The organism is Pseudomonas sp. NA-150 (genome assembly GCF_044336365.1).
Taxonomy (GTDB): Bacteria; Pseudomonadota; Gammaproteobacteria; order Pseudomonadales; family Pseudomonadaceae; genus Aquipseudomonas.
In genome coordinates, this window is record NZ_CP172305.1 from 1,585,360 (window position 1) to 1,605,163 (window position 19,804).

The following is a 19,804-nucleotide window of genomic DNA, read 5'->3' on the forward strand; positions in this document are numbered from 1 at the left end:
GCCAACAAAGGAGCATGAACATGCGTTTAGTACAGTTCGAATTGAGCAACGGCCAACGTCGGGTTGGCGTGGTCGACGGTGATTGGGTGCACGAAGTGCTGGGCGCCAGCAGCGTCCGTGAATTGGCACTCGCCGCCATCGAGGGCGGGGTCAGCCTGGTGCATTACGTCGACGGCCTCGGCCTGGGCGCCAACCACGATTACGCGCAATTGCTCCAGGACCTGCGCATTCTGCCGCCGCTGGACCATCCGGACCCGGCCCATGTGCTGGTCAGCGGCACCGGCCTGACTCACCTGGGCAGCGCCGCGACGCGGGACAAAATGCACCAGCACACGACTGACGATGGGTCGTTGACCGACAGCATGCGTATCTTCCAGTGGGGCCTGGCCGGCGGCAAACCGGCTGCCGGTGAAGCGGGTGTGCAGCCAGAGTGGTTCTATAAAGGGGACGGCAGCATCATCGTTCGTCCGGGTCGTGCGTTCCCGGTGCCGCCGTTTGCCGAAGATGCAGGCGAAGAACCGGAACTCAGCGGCCTGTACGTGATTGGTCACGACCGCAAGCCGTACCGCCTGGGTTACGCCCTCGGCAACGAATTTTCCGACCACGTGATGGAACGCAAGAACTACCTGTACCTGGCGCACTCGAAACTGCGCGCCTGCTCGTTCGGCCCCGAGCTGCGGGTCGGCGATCTGCCTGCGCATTTGGCGGGCGTCAGTCGGATTCGCCGTGATGGTGAAGTGCTGTGGGAAAAAGAATTCCTCAGCGGCGAAGCCAACATGTGCCACAGCTTCGAAAACCTTGAGTACCACCACTTTAAATACAGCCAGTTCCTGCGTCCGGGTGACGTACACATCCACTTCTTCGGCACCGCGACCCTGTCGTTTGCCGATGGCGTGAAGGCGCAACCTGGGGACCAGTTCGAAATCAGCCAGGCCGAGTTTGGCGCGCCGCTGGTGAATGGCATTGCGTCGGCGGAGTCAGTGTTTGAACCGGGGGCAGTAGGCGTATTGTAAATCTCCTGTAGGAGTTGCCGAAGGCTGCGATCGATCGGGAACCGATCGCCGTGTTCAATCGCCTGAAGGTCCTGCGGACCTTATCGCAGCCGTTGGCAGCTCCTACAGAGATTTATGCCTGTACCGGACATTTCGCCTATCATTCGCGCTTTTACCCTAGGCGACTGATCCCCATGACCACTCCAACCCTGCTGGCCTCTCTGCAAACCACCACCATGCTGGAAATCGACGGGCTGCATGCCTGGGAATTTTCCGTGGGCGACGCCGGACTGGTGATCGAAGCGGTCGACGGTCGCGATCGCAAAATGTGGAAATTCACCCCCGCGCAAGTCGATGCCGCGACCTTCGACCCACAGTTGCAAAGCTGGGTGCTGTCCGATGACAAGGGCGATCACCGCCTGGTTTGCCTCGACGCCTTCAGCCCAAGCGACGACGAAGACGACGTCGAAGAAGCGCCCGAGCACGACTGACTCACAGTAGGCTGGCGAGTTTCCTACGGCAGCTATACTGCGATTCAGACGGGTTCAAAGGATATGAGCCCTTTAGTTGGGGGGCTCCACCATGGGCAGTGAGGTCGTAAGAAAGAGTCGTCCGCGCCTGTTTCCTACTCTGATCGGGGTGGTGCTACTGATATTGGGCCTCGCCTTGCTGGCCGGCGGCATTAGCTTGATGAGGATGGGCGGGTCGCTTTATTACGTGATCGCCGGGGCGGGTTTTGCCCTGAGCGGTATCTTGCTGATTTTCGGGCGGCGTGCCGGGGTCGGGGTGTACGCCTTGTTCCTGTTCGCCACCACGGTGTGGGCGTTTTGGGAGATCAGGCTCGACTGGTGGCAACTGGTGCCGCGCCTGGCGCTGTGGTTTGTCATCGGCGTCGTGTTGTTGCTGCCAGCGGCGCGTCGCCCATTGCTGCCACTGAAAAAACCGCTGCACACCGTCGGACTGTTCTTTGCGGTGCTGCTGGCAGGCGCGACAGCGGTGGGCAGTCAATATTTTCAGTACGACGAGATTCAAGGCGAACAGACCCGCACCGAAGCAGGTGTGCCACGGGTACCGGCGCGCCAACCGGAAGGTGACTGGCAATCCTACGGCCGCACCCCGTTCGGCGATCGCTATTCGCCACTGGCGCAAATCACCCCGCAAAACGCACACCTGCTCAAGCCGGCCTGGAGGTTCCGCACCGGCGACTTGCCCGGCCCTAAAGATCCAAAAGAAATCACCGCCGAAAACACGCCGCTGAAAGCCAACGGCATGCTTTACCTGTGCACGCCCCACAGCAAGGTCATTGCCCTGGACCCGGACACCGGCACCGAAATCTGGCGTTTCGACCCGGAGCTCAGCACCCAGAACGCGCTCGACTTCAAAGGCTGGGCGCACATGACCTGTCGCGGCGTGGCCTATCACAACGTCGGCGCGTACCCCATCGACAAGGCCCTGAAAGGCGTGGTCAACGAATGCCCGAAACGCATTTTCGTACCGACTGCCGACACCCGTCTGATCGCCTTGAACGCCGACACCGGCAAGCCTTGCGAAAATTTCGGTGACGAAGGATCGATTTTTCTCGGTGCCAACATCGGTGACTTTACCGCCGGCGGTTACTTCTCGACCTCGCCGCCGGGCGTCACGCGCAACCTGGTGATCATCGGTGCGCACGTTACCGACAACGAATCCACCGACGAGCCTTCAGGCGTAGTCCGCGCTTTTGACGTGCGCACCGGCAAGCTGGTGTGGAACTGGGACAGCGGCGACCCGACCAACACCGAGCCGATCCTGCCGGGACTGGAGTACACCCGCAATTCGCCCAACATGTGGTCGGTGATGAGTGTCGACGAAAAGCTCGGCATGCTTTACCTGCCCATGGGCAATCAGACGCCGGATCAATGGGGCGCGGCGCGCAAACAGCCCGAGCTGTACAGCGCCGGGGTCACCGCACTGGACATCGCTACCGGAAAAGTCCGCTGGACCTATCAGTTCACTCACCACGATTTGTGGGACATGGACGTCGGTGGCCAACCGACCTTGATGGACCTCAACACCGCTACTGGCATCAAGCCGGCGCTGTTGGCATCGACCAAACAGGGCAGCATTTATGTGCTCGACCGCAGCAACGGCACGCCTATCGTGCCGATCAAGGAGAACCCGGCGCCGCAAGGTGCAATGGAAGGCGAGTTCACTGCGCCAACCCAGCCGCTGTCGGCGCTGAACATGACTCCGGCCAAGCTCAAGGAGTCGGACATGTGGGGGGTGACGCCGATTGATCAGATGTTGTGCCGTATCACCTATCGCTCGTTGCGTTACGACGGCATCTACACGCCACCGTCGACCAAGGGCACGCTGGTGTATCCGGGCAATATGGGAGTGTTCAACTGGGGCGGGATCTCCGTCGACCCGATGCGGCAGATCGCCTTTCTGTCGCCCAATTACATGGCCTTCGTTTCAACCCTGGTTCCTGCCACTGCGGTGGGGGCAGGCCCGATTCGCGTCAGTGAGACCAACGGGGTACAACCGAACAAAGGCGCGCCGTATGGCGTGATCCTCAAGCCGCTGCTGTCGCAGTTGGGCTTGCCGTGTCAGGCACCGCCCTGGGGTTATGTCGCCGGTGTCGATCTGACCACCAATAAAGTGATCTGGAAACACAAGAACGGCTCGATCCGCGACAACACCTCGATACCGCTGCCGTTCAACATGGGCGTACCCAGCATGGGCGGCCCGATCAGCACTGCCGGCGGTGTGGCGTTCCTCGCCGGCACGCTGGATCAATACCTACGGGCCTACGACATCAGCAATGGCAAACAACTGTGGGCCGGGCGCTTGCCTGCGGGTGGTCAAGCCACGCCCATGACCTACACCGGCAAGGACGGTCGCCAATATGTGCTGATAGTGGCGGGTGGTCACGGTTCCCTTGGCACGCGCCAAAGCGATTTCGTGATGGCCTTCGCTTTACCCAAGTCGCCATAAAACTACTTCAATCGGGACGCTGTCATACACTGCGATGGGAGTTTTCGCTCCCATCGCGTGCGGCGCCCGACAATTCCGATAACCAGAGAGATGCCCATGAAACGTAAAGTTCTGCCGTGGCTACTAATGGCCAGCGGCCTCACTGCTTTCCCTGTACTGGCGCAAAACATGACGGATTACGACCTGTTGGTGGGTTCCTACACCCAAGGCAAAAGCGAAGGCATCTATCGCTACCGCTTCGATACCCAAAGCGGCAAGCTCGACCTGCAACCGCGCCAGGTGATCAAAAGCGAAAACCCGTCCTGGCTGACCCTGTCCAAAGACCAGCGCTTGCTGTTCGCGGTCAACGAGAATGGGCCGGGGCAGAGCGATACCGTGGGTAAGGTCAGCAGCTTTGCCATCGACGGCAAAACCCATGCAGTGACCCCGATCAATCAGGTGGTCAGCCACGGCGACGAGCCCACCCATTCCAGCCTCAGCGCCGACGGGCATTTCCTGTTTGTCGCCAACTATGCGGTGCAGCCTGACCCGGGTGGCGTGCTGGCGGTAGTGCCGGTGGACAAGTCGGGCAAACTGTCCGAGGTGGTGCAAACCGCCACGCATCCGGCCAGCCATGTCGATCCTGAACGTCAGGCGTCCTCCCACGTGCACTCCGCCGTGCCTTCACCTGATGGCAACTACTTGATCGCCAGCGACCTGGGGGCCGACAAGCTATTCGTTTTCGCCTACGACGGCAAAAAGCCACAACCGCTGCAACCGGCGAAAACCCCGGCAGTTGAGCTTCCCGCCGGCAGCGGCCCCCGGCATCTGCTGTTCAGCAACAACGGCAAACACGCCTACCTGACCCTGGAAATGGCCGCCAAGGTCGCGGTGTTCGACTACCACGACGGCGTGTTCAAACAGACTCAACTGCTCGACCTGACCAATAAAGGCGTGCAACAGAAAAACGGCGGCGGTGGTCTGCACAGCTCGGCAGATGGCAAATTCCTCTACGTTGCCAACCGTGGCGAGGCCAATCAACTGGTGGTGTTCAGCATCGATGCCGCCAACGGCCAGCTCAAGGAAGTGCAGCGGCGCTCGGTGGAAGGCACCGAACCGCGTGAATTCAGCATCGATCCCAGCGGCCATTTCCTGCTGATCGCCAACCAGAAAAGCAACCAGATCGTCATCGTTCGCCGTGATCCCAAGAGCGGAAAGCTGGGCGATACCGTGCAAAAAATCGACTTCGATTCACCTTCCGACTTCCGTTTCCTCACCCGTTGAGGCTCGAAATGCAGGCTTAAACCCCGTTAAAACAAGGATTTAGGCCTGTATTAATTGAAATGATAAGGGCTAGTGGTACAAAGCATTTCTGAGATCGGGGTCCCGGGCGTAAGTTTGATCCAAGGCCTTCAACGGCAGATATCAAACAGAACATTCGAGGCAACCGACATGAACTTCAATCTCTTCTCAGTAATCGCAGCATCCGCCATCTCTGCCACCGTAGCTTTGCCTGCCAGTGCCAGCGTTGAAGTGAGTCAGAAGAAAACCAGTATCACCCAGAGCTACACCCCTAAATACCTGCAACAAAGCGCCAACTTCTACGCTGCCCTTGATCACAAGATTCAACCATGAATCCAGCCGTGATCTGAATCCATTCCCCGTTAACGAACGGATCGATAACGGGGAATGGATTCGTCAGCGTGTTTAGTCCCTTCGCCAGAATCTTGCAACGCCCTCGCGAATAAGTTTTCTCCTGTAGGAGCGAACTTGTTCGCGAGGGCGTTTTTGCATTTAACCTTATATTCCCCCTGCTTCATGTGTTCCCGCTATGACGTCGATTACCTCGCTTAATCATTAACCAAGTCGATGTGCACTATGGAAACCCGCCTCTTTGAGATAGTTCGGTTTTAAACGATTCTGGGCGCCTTGAAACACGCCACGGAGCGACTGACATGAACACTGCGATTATCCATTCCATCAAAAACGGCGCATACACCGCCATTGCGCTCTATGTTGCCTTCGTCGCAGTGATCACTGTTACCAGCATGAATGCAGCATCGATCAATGCCCAAACTTCCAAGCACGCACCGATTGTCGTCGTTGAAGGCGCAGCGGTCAGTGTGGCTGGAGGTGCATGATGAAAGGCCCGCAATTATGGATCGTTGCGTTTTTGACGATCATCACCAATGGCTTTTCATTGGTGGGTTTGGGACAAGCTTCTTCCGGTGGTTTGGCGCGGGGTATTGAAGCCAAACATGAAATTGCTCATAACATCGAGATGGCCAGAACCCAGGGTTTGATGGCTGGAAACCCACCGAACAGATCGCCGTGGTTTGAATCGGAAGTGTTTACTGTTGTTTGCTGAGTCAGCGTTTAGCCATCACTGCCACAAACAACTCCGACGCCAAAAACCGCCGCAACCATACTTGCAAGTGCGGGTATGGGCTTTGCCAGAACCACTCGGGATCGACATAGCAGAATTGGCGCACGAACGGCGCGAGGGCGATGTCGGCCAGACTCAGATGCCCAGCGAGCAGGAAGTCCTGCTGTGACAAGCGATCTTCCAGCGTTTGCAAAAACACCTCACCTGACTGTCGGTAGTGTTCCTGCGAGTATTCGGGATGGCGGACCGCATATTTGTAGCGATCCAGGTGCTGCTTGAAGCCCTGATCGTTTTTCCCGATCAACGCTTTCATATCCAGTTGCGCTGACGGAGTGTTCGTCAGCAGCCAGTCGTCCGGGTCGTTTTGAGCCAAGGCCCAGCGCATGACGTCCAGGCTTTCGTCGATCACTTGATCGCCACACATCAACACGGGCACCGTGCCTTTTGGCGAACGGGCGAGCATGTCGGCGGGTTTTGCTTTCAGGCTGACTTCAATGATTTCCACCGCACACCCCGCGTAGAGCACGGCCATGCGCGCACGCATCGCGTAGGGGCAGCGGCGGAAAGAGTAGAGCGTCGGCGAAGCCTGAGTAAACGCGTTCACCGACAATCCCCTTAGGCTTCCAGCTGACCGCAATCAGCGATCACGACTTTCTTGCTGGTGCGGCCAGACTGCGAGCCCAGGGCTTCGATTGCCTTGACCACGTCCATGCCTTCAGTGACTTCACCGAATACCACGTGCTTGCCGTCCAGCCAGCTGGTGACGATGGTGGTGATGAAGAATTGGCTGCCGTTGGTGTTCGGGCCAGCGTTGGCCATGGACAGCAGACCTGGCTTGGTGTGCTTCAGGGTGAAGTTTTCGTCCTTGAACTTCTCGCCGTAGATCGACTTGCCGCCAGTGCCGTTGTGGTTGGTGAAGTCGCCGCCTTGCAGCATGAATTCGGTGATCACGCGGTGGAAGGACGAACCTTTGTAGTGCAGGCCTTCACCTTTTTCGCCGGTGCACAGGGCACGGAAGTTTTCAGCGGTTTTCGGCACCTGGTCTTCAAACAGTTCCATGACGATACGGCCCATTGGCTCGTCGTTGGCGGTGATGTCGAAAAATACTTTTGGATTGGACATGGGGGTTACCTTCTCATTGAACGTGGCGCGCACCGGGGCGCACCGTGGGTGTGTAGGGTCGCACAGTTTGTGTGCGAGACAAAAAATCTCGTCAGTTGCTGACCTCAATGGTGCTCAAACCGTTGCCTTGACGCCGAACCTGAATCTGCACCGGAATCCGTTCGTGCATTTCCTGAACGTGGGAGATCACCCCGACCTTGCGCCCTTGGGCTTGCAGGCCGTCGAGGGCATCCATCGCCAGTTGCAGCGATTCCGGGTCGAGGCTGCCGAAGCCTTCGTCGATGAACAGCGACTCGATTTTCAGCGTGCTGGACGCCATGGAAGCCAAGCCCAGCGCCAAGGCTAGCGACACCAGGAAGGTTTCGCCACCGGACAGCGAGTGAACCGAGCGCAGTTCGTCGCCCATTTCGGTGTCCATCACCAGTAATCCGAGCATGCTGCCGCCGCGTTTCAGACGGTAACGGCGCACCAGTTGCTTCAGTTGGGCGTTGGCGTGATGCACCAGCAGGTCGAGATTGTACGCCTGGGCGATCTTGCGGAACTTGTCGCCTTCGGCCGAACCGATCAACGCCGCGAGGCGTGCCCAGCGCTGATACTCGGCATAAGCCCCGGCGATTTGTTGCGCCAGTGCCTGGTTGGCATCTTGTCGGCGCTGGTCGTCGGCTTGTTGGGCGCGCAGGTCGGCGCTGAGCTGTTCGCTGGTAGCGCACTGGTTTTGCAGCTCGATGAGGGCGCTGTCCAATTGCTCGGCGTCGAGGTTGCCGTTGTGTTGCGCTTGGTGGCTGACCAGGCGCTGTTCGCGCTCTTGCAGCAAGACCTTGGCCTGCTCGACGGCTTTTTCGCTGGCCTGCAGTTGCTGGCGCAGTTGGTTGACTTGCTCATCATCGATTGTCAGCAGTTCGGCCAGACCGGTGTCATCCAGTTCGGGATGGCGCTGACGCCATTCGCTGATCCTGGTGCTTAGCTCGCTGTGTTCGCGTTCCAGATCAGACAAGCGTTCCTGCAGGGCGGTGTGCTCGGCGCTGAGCTGAATCAACTGCCGTTGGGCGTTTTGCAGCGTCTGATCGGCCGTGTTTTCGGCCTGACGCGCCTGTTCCACGGCCTGTTCAAGGTGCTGTTGCCAGGCCTCGGCGCCGGGTTGTTCGCCGAGTAATTGGCTGAGGCTCTGCTGGCTGGCGAGCTGTTGCTCGGCCAGGCTGGCGCAGCGTTGTTGCAGGTCTGCCAACGCCTTGAGGCGTGACTGTTGCTGCGCCTGTTCCAACTCGATTTTCTGCTGACGCTCGCGCTGTTCCGATTGCTCGTCACGTTGTTGCTCAAGCTGGTCGAGGCGCTGGCTGACCTGCTGCTCCAGCTGTATGACGGTGGTCGCGGCTTCGTGGCGCAGGCCATCGAGCCGCTCGGCAGGCAGCAGCGGGGCGAATGCGGCCAGTTCTTCTTCCAGACGTTCGCGGTCGACCGCCAGTTGTCGCTGTTGATCGACGACGTGTTGCGCGGCACGCTGGCTGGCTTCCTGGGCAGCGTGCAGTTGTTGCTGTAGGCGGCCGGCATCTTTTTGCAGAGTCAGCAGCGCGGTTTGCCGCTGTTCGTCCTGGCCAATGCTGTGGGTCAGCTGATTCAGTTGTTGGCTCAACCACGCGCTGCGCTTGTCGGCCTCCTGTTCCAGCAGGCGGGCGCTGAGCGGGTGGGCGTCGAGGCTCGGGGCCAAGGCCTGTTGCTGAGTCGCCAACTGCTCCTGTTGTTGCAGGAATTCTTTTTGCTGGGCAATCAGGCCGCTGACGTTGGCCCGCAGCTCCACCAGTTTTTCCTTGAGCGTGTCCACCGCCTTGCGCGCGTTGGCTTCTTCGCTTTCATCGTGGCGACCGAGGCTGCTCAACAGTGCTTCGGGCTGATGATAAGGATGTTCGTTGCTGCCACAGACCGGGCACGGCTGATCGTCCTGCAATTGCGCGCGCAGTTCTTCGACACTGGCACTGCGCGCAAGACGCTGGCGTTCGAGCAGTTGCTGGGTGACGCTGAGGGTTTGTTCAGCAACGGTCAGCGCGTTCTTGGCTTGCAGGCCATCGCTGGTGAGCAGATCCCGCTGTTGTTGCGCGTCCTGTAGTTTTTGCGTCAGTTCCAGCGAGCGTTTGTCGAGCTCTTGCTGGCTGGCCCACAGGCGTGTCAGGTCTTCGAAGGCGCGTTGCTGCTTGCGATTGTCTTGCAGCAGGCTGCCGAGAATCTGGATCTGTTCGGCGACGGCTTCCGCTTCAGCCCCGGCTTCGCGGTACAGCAATTCCAGCGCACTGCGTTGTTCGCTGAATTGTTGGCTGGCGCTGGCGGCGCGTTGCTCCAACTGCGGCAGTTCGTTCTCGCCCTGTTTCAGGCGATTGCCGGTGAGCATCAGTTGCTTGAGGCGATCGCGCCAGGCGCTCCAGGCTTCGCTGAGTGGCGCCAGTGCCGCACTGTTTTCAAGTTGCGCGGCGATCTGTTGCAGACGTTCGGCCACCCGTTGCTGTTGCTCAAGCATCCCCTGCGACGCCCGTTGGCCTTCGGCGCAGTGTTGCTCGGCCTGCTGTTGGCGTTCGCTGGCCTGGTTCAACTCCTGAAGCAGGTGCGACTGGGTGTTCTGTGCCTTGAACGCCTGCTGTAACAGGGGCGCGGCGTCGGTCTGCTGCTGTTGCGCCGTGCTCAGCGCGGCATGCGCGTCGACACGGGCTTTTTCCAGTTGCTGTTGTTGTGCTTCAAGCTCGGTGTGTTGTTGCAGGCGTTGCTGGATCTGCGCCGTCAGTGGGTTGAGTTGCGCATTCAACTCCAACTGCCGCGCGAATTGATGACGCTGCGGCGCCAGCTGTTCCAGCAGCGTCAGGTTGCGCCTTTCGCCAGCCTGACCTTGCCAATGAGTCTGTGCCGCCTGCAATTGCTCGGCGGCGCTGCGTTGCTCGTCCTGCAACTGCAACAGAATTTTTAGCCATTGCTGCTGAAACTCAAGTTGCTTGAGTTGCGCTTGCTGGGTCTTGAGCGATTGCTGGGCGTCGTTGAAGCGCTGATCCAGCTCGGCGCGCGCTTCTGGCTGCAGCGGCGTGACGCCCGTGGCCTGTGCCTTGAGGTCGTCGTGGGCCTTCTCGGCTTCTTTGCTTTTGCTGTAGGCGCGACGGCCCAGCTGGCTGTAGATTGCGGTGTCGGTGAGTTTTTCCAGCAGCTCGCTGCGTTCTTTGTCATCGGCACGCAGGAAGGCGCTGAACTCGCTTTGCGCGAGCATCACGGCGCGGGTGAACTGTTCGAAGTTCAAGCCCAGACGCGCTTCGAGCATCGTCTTGTATTCGGTTTTGTTCTGGCTGCTGAGGATCTGTTCGCTGTCCAGGTCGGTCAGGGTCTGGCGGCTGGCCTGGAGCTTTTTGCTGGCGTTATCGCGGGCGCGGTTGGTTTCCCAGCGGGCGCGATAACGACGTTTGTCGATGCCGACAAAATCCACCTCGGCAAAGCCGCTGCCGGTGCCGCGTCGCAACAGGGTGCGTGGGTCGTTGGTGCTGATGTCGCCATCGATCTCCGGGACTTTTGATTGACCGACATTGCTCAGCCGCGGAATAGCACCAAACAGCGCCAGACACAGGGCATCGAGCAAGGTGCTTTTGCCGGCGCCGGTCGGCCCGGTGATCGCGAACAGACCTGCGCTGGCCAAGGGTTCGGCGGTGAAATCCAGCTCGAACGGGCCGGCCAGCGAAGCGAGGTTTTTCAGGCGGATGGCGAGGATTTTCATGGCTGTTCGCCCTCCAGTTGCACGTCTTGCAACAGGGTGGCGAAGTCCTTGAGGGTTTGTTCGTCGACCTCGCTGCCATAGTTGTCCAGCCAGGCGCGGCTGAACAATTCTTGCGGGCTGAGTTGATCGAGGTCGATCAGGCCGTCGTCGTTCTCGCCACCTTCGCCATCGCCTTTGCCGGCGTATTCGGTGCCGATTCGTACCAGGCGCACGGCTTTACCTTGCAGTGCGGTTTCGATTTGCTGACGCAGGTCCGGCTGCGGTTCGTCGAGGCGCACGCGCACTTCCAGCCAGGGTTGGCGGTCGACGTCGGCCAGCAGATCGATGTTCGGCAAGTCGTTCAGTTGCAGCAGCAGTTCGGCCAAGGGCGCCGGGCCGACACGTTGCAAATTGACGGCGCGGGGAATCAAGGCCGGCTCGATACTGATCAGCTCCTCGCCCGCGCAATTGATTTCGAGAATCTGGTGCTGGTAGGCGATTTCCGAGAACGACAGCGGAATCGGCGAACCGCTGTAGCGAATCCGCTCTTCGCTGTTGACCTTTTGCGGCTTGTGCAGATGGCCAAGGGCGACGTAAGTGACGCTGGCATCGAACAGGCTGGCGGGCAGGGCTTCGGCATTGCCGATGATCAGGCTGCGCTCGGAATCTTCCGACACCGAACCACCGGCCATGTGTGCGTGGCTGATGGCGATCAGCGCTTGCCCGGGCTGACGTTTGCGGTTGGCGGCGGCGATCAGTTGCTCGTGCACCTGACCAATGCCGCGCAGGTAGTTGTCGCCGAGGATCGGACCGGTGACCTCCGCCGGGCGCAGGAAGGGCAGGGCCAGGCACCAGGCGCGGATGTCGCCGTGTTTATCCGGCAACGGCAACAGCAAGCGTTCGGCATCCAGTTGCCCGTCGTCGAGCCACAGTACGCGGCCGAGGGCGTGGGTGCGCAGGCGCCGCATCAATGGCGCGGGCAATTCGATGCGCGAGCCAGAGTCATGGTTGCCGGCGATCATCACGATGGTCAGCGAGGGCTGCTGTTCGTGGGCATTGACGATGAAGTCGTACAGGCGCTCCTGGGCTTTGACCGGCGGATTGACCGTGTCGAAGATGTCGCCGGCGATCAGCAGCACGTCGGGTTGGCGCGCGTTCAGCCGACCCAATAGCCAGCTCAGGAAGCAGCCGTGTTCGAAGTCGCGCTCCTGACCGTGCAGGTTCTGGCCAAGGTGCCAGTCAGAGGTGTGGAACAGGCGCATCGGGTTTCCTTGTCATGAATAAGTATCGCCTGACCACAATCGTTTGTAGGAGCCAACTTGTTGGCGAGAGGCCTGACGCGGTGTGCCAGGGGAACTGCCTCGCGAACAAGTTCGCTCCTACAGGGTTGTTGCAGTCAGACGCAAGTTATTTGGGATAGAGCGGCGGCAAGCTGGCATCGGCCGTAGGGTCTTGTCTGTGCTCGCCGGTCGGTAGCGACCCCACGGCTTTCCACAGTTCCGCGCCTTGCCACGAGTGCCCCGCTTCGCTGTACAACGCGCCGTTGAGACCGTCGAGGGCGTCAGACAGCGGCACGAAACGCGCTGCCATGTCGGCCAGGGTCTCCGGCTGCTGACGCGCCCAGGCATCCAGCGCCTGACGGGTCGCTTGCGGGTCGTTGGCCAGGCTGGCCTTTTTCAAGTCGTCGAGCACGGTGCGCGGGCTCGGTCCGACCTGCGCCACCCGCGCTACCGCCGGTTGCCAGCGCGCCCGCCACCACAAGCCGAAACCGGTCAGGGTGGTCAGTGCGAGGATCAGCGTGCTCAGTTGCCACGGCCACAACAAAGGGCCGCTGCCGTTCAGGCTGTTGGTGCTGACGGGTGTGTCCACCGCCAGGCTCGGATTGCTTGCCACCTGCAAGGTCCGCGCAGGCAGGCTGGTGTGTTCCAGGTGGTTTTCATGGGTGTTCCACCAGACCACGTCCACCGTCGGCAAATCGATGGCGCCGGGTCGGGTCGGCACCAGCGCTTCGCGCTCTTCACGGCTGCCGATCAAGCCGCGCTCGCTGTTGCTGTTGGCCAGTTTCGGTTGATCGGGATAGCGCCGCAGACCGGCGACCTCGGTGGCCGGCAAGGGCGGTAATTGTGCGCTGGACAGGCCTTCGGCCTTGACCGTCAGGCTACGGGTCAACGAGTCGCCGACCAGGCTGTGGTCCGGCTCCGGGTTCCAGCTTTCGCTCAGGCTCAGGCTACGCGCGGGCAGCCACGGTACGTCGATCGGGTATTCGGCGGGTTTGGCTTTGACGTTCAGCGGCAGCTCGGCCGAACTGACGTGCACCAGCTTGCCGGGCTTTGGCGTCGACGACGCGCTAGTCTGTGCTTGGGCCTCGGCGCCTGGCACTTCGGCAGCCGCTGACGAGTGGACGTCCTGGACCATGGTCGCGCTGAACACCAGCGAAGGAACCTGAATCACGCCGCTGTGTTGTGGATAAATTGCGTAGCGGATTTCGATCACGCCGTGGCGCACGCCGTTGATCAGCTTTTCATAGGTGCGCGCGTCGCCGAGCTTTTCGATGCGCGCATCCGGGATCAACAGCGGCGTCAGGTTGCTGTCGTCAAACAGCGACACCGAATGGTAAACGCGCAAGGTCAGCACCGCCTGGGCCTGGACGTAGACGCTGTCCTGATCGAGGCTGGCGTCAATGAAAACCGGGGCCAGTTTGGCCGCCACGTCCTGGGTGTCACCCTGCACGATCTGCACGGTCATTGGCTGGCTTTTCAGCTCGCCCAGTTGCAACGACGGAATCACCACGGTGCCGTTTTGCTTCGGCAGCAGGGTGATGATCCAGCGCGTGGTGGCCTGCGCGTTACCGTTGAGGGTCGTCAGTTGGTTGACCTGGCGGGTGTCCTGCACGGTGAAATCGGTGTTCAGGCTGCTCAGATCGGGCTTGCCGAACAGCGTCGGGTCGTCGGATTCCAGGGTCAGTTCAACGGTTTCGCCAGCGTTCACCCGCGCGCGATCGACACTGGCCACCAGTTGCGCTGCCTGCGCGGACAAGGCCACGCAACAGAGCATGAGGCTGATGAATAAGGTGTGGGCGCGACTCATCGAATCTGTTCCTGATGTTGTTGCTGTTCATACCAGAATTTACGTCGCAGCAACTCGCCGGGATCGTCCGGGATCTGCCGCAACCATTGCTCCAAAGCCTGTCGCCGCTCGCCGTTGAGGGCAGTGCTGTCGGCTGGCTTGATCGGGGGGCGGGTGGTGCTTTCATCGCCCAATTGCGAACCCGGAACCTCGTTGCCGCCCGCCGCTGCCGTCGGGTTGCTGGTGTTACTGTCCTGGGCCGTGCTGTCGTGAGCCGAGGGCGGCGTGGTCTGCTCCTGGCCTTGCGGAGCGGTCAAGCCGCCGGGCTGTTGAGTCTGGCCCGGCTCTTCGCTTTTGCTCTCGGCGGGCTTGCTGGCCTCGGCTTGCGGTTGTTGCTGCTGTTTTCGCTGCTGGATGATCTGTTCAACCAAGGCTTTGTTGGTCAGCGCCGCTTGCAGGTCGGGCTGGCGTTCCAGTGCCTGTTCATAGGCGTCCAGCGCCGCGTCCAGGTCGCCGATCTTGGCCAGGGCGTTGCCTCGATTGTAGTGCTCGGCGGCGCTGTCGCCTTCAGCAAATCGCTGAGCGGCGCTGGCGTAATCACCGGCTTCGTACAGCGCGATGCCTTGCCACTGGTTGTCGGCGAAGTGCCGTGCGGCCTCGGCGGGGCGGCTTTCCTCGAGCAGACGCTGGCCCTGTTGATCGGGGCGCAGCCACAGGTCGTTGAACTCGAAGGCGTAGCTGGTCTGCGGCACGATGAACAGCAGCGGCAGGCAGAACAACCAGCCACGACGCCCGGCACAGGCCGCCAGTAGCAACAATGGCAGCAGCAGCCACGGGCCTTGATCGTCCCAGCTGTCGAGCTTCACCGTCTGGCCGTTACCGCGCAGTTTTTGCGGGCTGTCCATCAAGCCCAGGCCACGCAGATCGGAATCATCCAGGCGCGCCTGACGATAGAGCCCATCGAGTTCGCTGGCGAAATCTTTCAGGCTGGCATTGTCCAGGCGCGGCAGCAGAATCGCGCCTTGTTCGTCCTTGAGGAAGCCGCCGCTCTCTTGAGCCACCGGTACGCCGTCGGTGGTGCCGATGCCGAGGATCAACAGCGGTGGCGCGTCGCGACCCAGGGCCTGGCGAATGCCTTGGCGTTCTTGTTCGCTCAGTGACGAGCCGATCAGCAGCAAACGTCCCTGACCCTGAGCGCCTTGATGGAGCAGGGCGAGGGCTTTGATCACCGCGAGGTCGGCGCGATGACCGGCCTCGGGCATGATCGACGGCTTCAGCGCGTCCAGCAGGTTGCGGCTGGTGCCCAGGTCATCAGACAGCGGCACCAGGGTGTGGGCGCTGCCGGCGTAGACGATGATTGCGGTTTGCGAATCGACGCGCTTCTGCAACAGGTCCAGCAGCTTGCGCCGGGCTTGTTCCAGGCGCGTCGGCGGGGTATCGGTGGCGAGCATTTCCGGGGTCAGCTCCAGCAACACCACCAGCGGATCGGCAGGTTTTTGGCTGCTTTGCTCGACCCGTTGCCAGCTTGGCCCCATCAACGCCAGCACGGTCAGGGCCCAGGCCAGACCCAGCGCAACCCACGGCAATTTGCTGTCACGCCCGGTGCTGCCGCCCAGCAGCACGGCATGGAAGGCTTGCGGCAGGATCATCTGCCAGCGCCCGACGCGTTTTTGCCGATGCCAGAGTTGCCACAGCAACCAGCCCAGCAGCGGTACCAATAACACCCACCCGGGGCGCTGCCAGTGTGGCCAGAGCGCGATCATCGGCGCCTCCGCAGGCGTTTCAGGCGCTGGCGCCATTGCTGATTCGACGGCAAAAAGGTCTTCTGCTTGAAGAAACGCTGCACCAGCGTGTTCGGCCAGCGCTCGCGCACCACCAGCAACAGACTCAGCAGCACCGAGCCGGCCAGCGGCCATGGGTACAACGGTTGCGCCGGACGCGCCTGGGTCGGCTGTTGCGCCACCGGTTCCAGTTTGTCCAACGTCTGTTTGATCTTCTGCAATTGCTGGCCGTCCCGGGCACGGAAGTATTTGCCGCCGGTGAGGTCGGCGATTTCCTTGAGGCCGGGCTCGTCCAGATCGAGGCTCGGGCTCAGGCCCAGCATGCCCAGCGCACCGTTGGCATTGGGGTCGGCACCGAGGCCGATGGTGTAGATCTTCACCCCTTCGCCGGCCGCCAGACGTGCCGCCGTTCGCGGATCGATTTCCCCTGCGTTGTTAGCGCCGTCGGTGACCAGGATCAGTACCCGGCTTTGCGCGGGACGCTGGCGCAGGCGTTTCAGCGCCAGGCCGATGGCGTCGCCGATGGCGGTGTTCTTGCCTGCGATGCCGATCCTCGCCTCGTCCAGCCAGACACGCACGGTGTGGCGGTCGAAGGTCAGCGGTGCTTGCACATAGGCGCGGCTGCCGAACAGGATCAGGCCGACACGATCACCCTCGCGGCTGACGATAAAGTCGCCCAGCAGGTGCTTGACCAGCGTCAGGCGGCTGACATCGTCGTCCTCCCATTGCATGTCGGGATAGTCCATGGAACCGGAGACATCCACCGCCAGCAACAGGTCGCGGCCACTGGCGGCGATCGGCAGCGGATTGCCCAGCCATTGCGGGCGTGCCGCTGCGGTCAGCAACAACAGCCACAGCAGAAGGAACGGCGCCATCTGTCGCCAGGCGGGCAGGTTGGCCCGGGCCCTGCGTCCGGCAAGACCTTCTAGCTCGCTGAGAAAACTGACCTTCAGCGCCGCTTCGCCGCTGTCGGCCACAGGCAGGACAATGCGCAGCAGCCAAGGCAGCGGCAACAGCGCGAAGAGCCACGGCCAGGCGAATTCAAACATGCTTGCGAATCCAGGTAGCGACGGCCTGGTTCAAGCCGGCGATGGCTTTGTCATCGAGTTTGCATTCCGGTTTGTACACGCCTTCGACCAACACCATCCAGCGCGTCAGGCCGGCAGCGGGGCAGCGGTTGTCGAGAAACGCCAGCCATTTGCGTCCATTCAGGGTATGGCTGTGGCTGTTGGGATAGTGGTTGCGGCACAGGCGTTTGAGCAACGCATTGATCTGTTGCAGCCAGGCACCGGCGGGTGCGCCGTCATAAGGTTTGGGCAGTTGCGCCAACTCTTCCAGCGCGGCGACACGCACCGGGTCCAGCGGTTGTTCGCCGTCGGTCGTCGCTCGGCGGCTCAGCCAGTAATGGCGCGTACGCCACAGGCCCCAGATGGCCAGCGGCACCAGCACCAGCAACGCCCACCAGCCCGGCGCAGGCGGCCAGGCGCTGATCTCCGGTGGCGGGATCAGGGGTTGCAGTTGCTCCAGGCTGCTCATCGTTTTCTTCCGGGGCGCTGGGCTTTCAGGTACTCATCCAACTGGTCGACGATCTCGCTTTGGGTACTCAACGGAATTAACAACACGCGCAGCTTTTGCGCGAGCAGGTCCCAGCGCGCGGTGCGTGCTTCGCCCTGGGCACGATAGGCCTGACGTAGATCCGGTTTCAGGGTGTCGAGTTCCAATTGTGCGCCGCGTTCGGCAAAGCGCAACAAACCGGCGGCGGGCAGTGCATGGTCCAAGGGGTCGGACAAGGGCAACAGCAGCAGGTCGCAATGCCGCGACAACAGGCTCAGTTGTTGCTCCGCCGCGTCGGAAATCGCCCGTTCGTCGCAGATCACAAACACTAGGCTGCCGGGGCGCAGCACTTCGCGGGCCCGGCGCAGAGCGATGCCGAACGCGTCGCGGTCGGCCTCGATTTCGGTGTGCAGCGACTGGTTGACCCGCACCAGTCGGTTGAGTAGCTGCAACAGGCTTTGCTTGCTGCGTCGGGGTTTGATTTCGTAGTGCTCGTTGTCGCCAAACACCAGCCCGCCGACCCGGTCGTTGTGGCCCAGTGCGGCCCAGCCGATCAAGGCCGCGGCCTGGGCCGCGAGCACCGACTTGAACATCAGCCCCGAGCCAAAAAACAGCCGTCGGCTTTGCTCGACCATGATGAAAATCGGCCGCTCGCGTTCTTCATGAAACAGCTTGGTGTGCGGCTCCTGGGTGCGAGCGGTAACCCGCCAGTCGATGGTGCGCACATCGTCGCCAGCCTGGTAGACCCGCACCTGGTCGAAGTCGACGCCACGGCCGCGCAACTTGGAATGGTGCAGGCCGATCAGCGGGCTGCGTTGGCCAGGTGTGGAAAACAACTGCACTTCGCGCACGCGGTGACGCATCTCGATCAATTGTTCGAGAGTAATGCGAATGCCTGGCTCGGCCCTCGGCTGCGGTTGCATAGGCTCAGGCAACGGCGACGACATCGAGAATGCGCTGGATCACCCGATCCTGATCGATCCCGGCAGCTTCGGCTTCGAAAGACAAAATGATGCGGTGGCGCAACACATCGAACAGCACCGCCTGAATGTCTTCGGGGCTGACGAAATCACGTCCGGCCAGCCAGGCGTGCGCCCGTGCGCAGCGGTCGAGGGCGATGGAGCCGCGCGGGCTGGCGCCGTAAGCAATCCAGTCGGCCATTTCCGGATCGAACTTGGCGGGCGTGCGCGAGGCCATGACCAGTTGCACCAGGTATTCCTCCACGGCATCGGCCATGTACAGGCCGAGGATTTCCTTGCGCGCAGCAAAGATCGCCTGCTGGCTGACCCGGCGCTCGGGCTTGGTCTCGCCGTTCAGCGCTTCGCCACGAGCTTGCTGAAGAATTTTGCGTTCAACCGTCGCGTCGGGGAATCCGATTTTGACGTGCATCAGAAAGCGGTCGAGCTGGGCCTCGGGCAGGGGATAGGTGCCTTCCTGCTCGATGGGGTTCTGGGTGGCCATCACCAAAAACAAGGGCGACAAATCGTAGGTGCTGCGCCCGACACTGACCTGACGCTCGGCCATGGCTTCGAGCAACGCCGACTGCACTTTCGCCGGGGCGCGGTTGATTTCGTCGGCCAGCACCAGGTTGTGGAAAATCGGTCCTTGCTGGAACACGAAACTGCCGGTTTCCGGGCGATAGATCTCGGTGCCGGTGATATCGGCGGGCAGCAGGTCGGGGGTGAATTGAATGCGGTGAAACTGCGCTTCGATCCCTTCGGCCAATTCCTTGATCGCCTTGGTCTTGGCCAGGCCCGGAGCCCCTTCGACCAGCATATGGCCGTCGGCAAGCAGGGCAATCAACAGCCGTTCAATCAGCTTTTCCTGACCGAGAATCTGGGTTGAGAGAAAGGTTCGCAGCGCAATCAGCGCTTCACGATGTTCCATCGTTGATGGTTCCTGACAGGGTGACCAGCCGCGTCCAATGACGCTGAAGGTGGGGGCGATACTTTAATCCATCCGGGGCGGTGCCGACTAACGGCGAGAGGGATTTTTACCGGATTAACAGAATGAGTTTACGACAGGTTTGGAAATGCCTGACGTGATGAGTCGGCCGCCTGCGGGACTAGTGGTGTTTTTTGGTCATTTTCGCGCAGATCCCTGTAGGAGCTGCCGCAGGCTGCGATAAGGTCCGAAGGACCTTCAGCGATTATGAAAACACGACTGCTGCGCAGCCGATCGCAGCCTTCGGCAGCTCCTACAGGGGGTATGTGTATTGCGTCAGAACATATTG

The 19,804-nt window shown here is 61.1% G+C and carries 17 protein-coding genes; 7 read left to right on the plus strand and 10 right to left on the minus strand.

Annotation, left to right across the window (positions count from 1 at the left end; genetic code table 11):
* Nucleotides 1–20 precede the first annotated feature (20 nt).
* The 7 genes from araD1 (at nucleotide 21) to ACF0H7_RS07665 (ending at nucleotide 6,315) form a co-directional block, all read left to right on the plus strand.
* The gene (araD1, locus tag ACF0H7_RS07635; protein ID WP_397452164.1) at nucleotides 21–1,013 is read left to right on the plus strand and encodes an AraD1 family protein; all 993 of its coding nucleotides are present in this window, start codon (nucleotides 21–23) and stop codon (nucleotides 1,011–1,013) included.
* Between the two features lie 173 nt (nucleotides 1,014–1,186).
* The gene (locus ACF0H7_RS07640) at nucleotides 1,187–1,483 is read left to right on the plus strand and encodes a DUF5629 family protein (RefSeq protein WP_397452165.1); all 297 of its coding nucleotides are present in this window, start codon (nucleotides 1,187–1,189) and stop codon (nucleotides 1,481–1,483) included.
* 91 nt (nucleotides 1,484–1,574) lie between these two features.
* On the plus strand, nucleotides 1,575–3,968 hold the full coding sequence (locus ACF0H7_RS07645) for a glucose/quinate/shikimate family membrane-bound PQQ-dependent dehydrogenase (protein ID WP_397452166.1): 2,394 nt from the start codon (nucleotides 1,575–1,577) through the stop codon (nucleotides 3,966–3,968).
* 96 nt (nucleotides 3,969–4,064) lie between these two features.
* Entirely contained in the window at nucleotides 4,065–5,231 is a 1,167-nt protein-coding gene (locus ACF0H7_RS07650) for a lactonase family protein (protein ID WP_397452167.1), read from the plus strand.
* Between the two features lie 168 nt (nucleotides 5,232–5,399).
* The gene (locus ACF0H7_RS07655; protein ID WP_397452168.1) at nucleotides 5,400–5,582 is read left to right on the plus strand and encodes a hypothetical protein; all 183 of its coding nucleotides are present in this window, start codon (nucleotides 5,400–5,402) and stop codon (nucleotides 5,580–5,582) included.
* Between the two features lie 320 nt (nucleotides 5,583–5,902).
* Nucleotides 5,903–6,088: a hypothetical protein gene (locus ACF0H7_RS07660; RefSeq protein WP_397452169.1), complete on the plus strand. Its 186-nt coding sequence runs from the start codon at nucleotides 5,903–5,905 to the stop codon at nucleotides 6,086–6,088.
* Nucleotides 6,085–6,315 carry a hypothetical protein gene (locus tag ACF0H7_RS07665; protein ID WP_397452170.1) on the plus strand — a complete coding sequence of 77 codons (231 nt, stop codon included), beginning with the start codon at nucleotides 6,085–6,087 and terminating at the stop codon, nucleotides 6,313–6,315. Before ACF0H7_RS07660 ends, ACF0H7_RS07665 begins: the two co-directional genes overlap by 4 nt.
* A gap of 1 nt (nucleotide 6,316) precedes the next feature.
* Here the strand turns inward: ACF0H7_RS07665 and ACF0H7_RS07670 are convergent, their stop codons facing one another.
* From ACF0H7_RS07670 to ACF0H7_RS07715, 10 genes are all read right to left on the minus strand, one after another.
* Complete coding sequence (locus tag ACF0H7_RS07670; protein WP_397452171.1) at nucleotides 6,317–6,937, minus strand: glutathione S-transferase; 621 nt, start codon at nucleotides 6,935–6,937, stop codon at nucleotides 6,317–6,319.
* An 11-nt stretch (nucleotides 6,938–6,948) separates the two neighbouring features.
* Entirely contained in the window at nucleotides 6,949–7,455 is a 507-nt protein-coding gene (locus ACF0H7_RS07675; protein WP_397452172.1) for a peptidylprolyl isomerase, read from the minus strand.
* 91 nt (nucleotides 7,456–7,546) lie between these two features.
* Nucleotides 7,547–11,191, minus strand: a complete 3,645-nt coding sequence (locus tag ACF0H7_RS07680; protein WP_397452173.1) for an AAA family ATPase — start codon at nucleotides 11,189–11,191, stop codon at nucleotides 7,547–7,549.
* The gene (locus ACF0H7_RS07685) at nucleotides 11,188–12,432 is read right to left on the minus strand and encodes an exonuclease SbcCD subunit D C-terminal domain-containing protein (protein ID WP_397452174.1); all 1,245 of its coding nucleotides are present in this window, start codon (nucleotides 12,430–12,432) and stop codon (nucleotides 11,188–11,190) included. The genes ACF0H7_RS07680 and ACF0H7_RS07685 overlap by 4 nt, the downstream gene beginning before the upstream one ends.
* Before the next feature lie 145 nt (nucleotides 12,433–12,577).
* Entirely contained in the window at nucleotides 12,578–14,257 is a 1,680-nt protein-coding gene (locus ACF0H7_RS07690; RefSeq protein WP_397452175.1) for a BatD family protein, read from the minus strand.
* The gene (locus ACF0H7_RS07695) at nucleotides 14,254–15,999 is read right to left on the minus strand and encodes a VWA domain-containing protein (protein WP_397452176.1); all 1,746 of its coding nucleotides are present in this window, start codon (nucleotides 15,997–15,999) and stop codon (nucleotides 14,254–14,256) included. The genes ACF0H7_RS07690 and ACF0H7_RS07695 overlap by 4 nt, the downstream gene beginning before the upstream one ends.
* Complete coding sequence (locus ACF0H7_RS07700; RefSeq protein ID WP_397452177.1) at nucleotides 15,996–17,066, minus strand: vWA domain-containing protein; 1,071 nt, start codon at nucleotides 17,064–17,066, stop codon at nucleotides 15,996–15,998. The genes ACF0H7_RS07695 and ACF0H7_RS07700 overlap by 4 nt, the downstream gene beginning before the upstream one ends.
* Complete coding sequence (locus tag ACF0H7_RS07705) at nucleotides 17,059–17,553, minus strand: DUF4381 domain-containing protein (RefSeq protein WP_397452178.1); 495 nt, start codon at nucleotides 17,551–17,553, stop codon at nucleotides 17,059–17,061. The genes ACF0H7_RS07700 and ACF0H7_RS07705 overlap by 8 nt, the downstream gene beginning before the upstream one ends.
* Nucleotides 17,550–18,518: a DUF58 domain-containing protein gene (locus ACF0H7_RS07710; protein WP_397452179.1), complete on the minus strand. Its 969-nt coding sequence runs from the start codon at nucleotides 18,516–18,518 to the stop codon at nucleotides 17,550–17,552. Before ACF0H7_RS07710 ends, ACF0H7_RS07705 begins: the two co-directional genes overlap by 4 nt.
* Entirely contained in the window at nucleotides 18,499–19,458 is a 960-nt protein-coding gene (locus ACF0H7_RS07715) for an AAA family ATPase (RefSeq protein WP_397452180.1), read from the minus strand. Before ACF0H7_RS07715 ends, ACF0H7_RS07710 begins: the two co-directional genes overlap by 20 nt.
* Nucleotides 19,459–19,804: the final 346 nt, after the last annotated feature.